2 protein-coding genes are annotated in these 1,082 nt (G+C 41.2%); both read left to right on the top strand.

Features of this window, described 5'->3' with window-relative positions; translation table 11 throughout:
• Positions 1 to 310, top strand: a 310-nt coding sequence (locus tag HE1_RS00205) for a helix-turn-helix domain-containing protein (RefSeq protein WP_035543205.1), incomplete at its 5' end; no start/stop codon positions are given.
• On the top strand, positions 307 to 1,082 hold a 776-nt coding region (locus HE1_RS07805; protein WP_162480065.1), incomplete at its 3' end, for a type II toxin-antitoxin system HipA family toxin. The genes HE1_RS00205 and HE1_RS07805, both read left to right, overlap by 4 nt.

The following is a 1,082-nucleotide window of genomic DNA, read 5'->3' as shown; positions in this document are numbered from 1 at the left end:
TATTATGGTATCAGTTAATATGATGACACCCAGTGAAATGCAAAAGAGGGTAGCAAGCAGGGCACGCGATCTTCGGCTTGAACTCAATTTAAGCCAGCAGACTTTATCAGAAAAGTCCGGGGTCAGTTACGGCTCTTTGAAAAAGTTTGAGCAAACAGGACAAATATCTTTGGAATCGCTGCTTAAACTGGCTGTGATACTTGGGTGTATGGATGATTTTAAAGCACTGTTTGCACTTAAAAGCGCTGAAGAAGCATTATCGCTTGATGAGCTGATTGATGATGGAAAAAGAAAACGGGGTAGAAAATGAGCTTCCGGGATCAAAATCTTGTTTATGTGTATTATCACTGCTCTACGCATAAGATACTCATGGGAAGATTGCTGCTTAAGAGTAGACAAATCTTTTTTGAATATGATGCAGCTTTTATTAAAACAGGCCTTGAGTTATCGCCTTTCAAACTACCTCTTAAAGCAGGTGTTATAGAGTCCAGTGATCGTACCTTTGAAGGTTTATTTGGTGTTTTCAATGATAGTTTGCCCGATGGTTGGGGGCGATTACTTCTAGACCGAAAATTAATGAATGCAGGGCTTAATCCTGGCACTCTCTCACCGCTTGATCGTCTTTGTTTTGTAGGAACAGGCGGTATGGGGGCTTTATCTTATGCTTATGAACCTGAAAATCCAAGCGCTATATCTCATATCACCAATGATTTAGACGAAATTGATAGCGAAATACAAGCAACATTAGATGAAAACGATACTTATGTAGATGATTTGCTGGTGTTGGGGGGATCTTCAGCGGGGGCCCGCCCTAAAGTATTGCTGAATATTGATGGCGTGGATTGGCTGATTAAGTTTAGATCTCACCTTGACCCTAAAGATATAAGCGCTATAGAATACGCCTATCACCTTATGGCAATCGATGCCGGACTTGTTGTACCTGAAGCAAAGCTTTTTCCCTCAAGAAAGGGCTTAGGATTTTTTGGTGTTAAACGGTTTGATAGAAACGCTGATAACCGCATTCATATGCATACAATTGCAGGTCTCCTTCATGCTGATCACAGGGAGCCTTCCCTTGATTA

This window comes from Holospora elegans E1 (assembly GCF_000648275.1).
Lineage (GTDB): Bacteria > Pseudomonadota > Alphaproteobacteria > Holosporales > Holosporaceae > Holospora > Holospora undulata_A.
The sequence above is the reverse complement of the archived record's forward strand: the minus strand, read 5'-3'. Positions and strand labels throughout refer to the sequence as shown.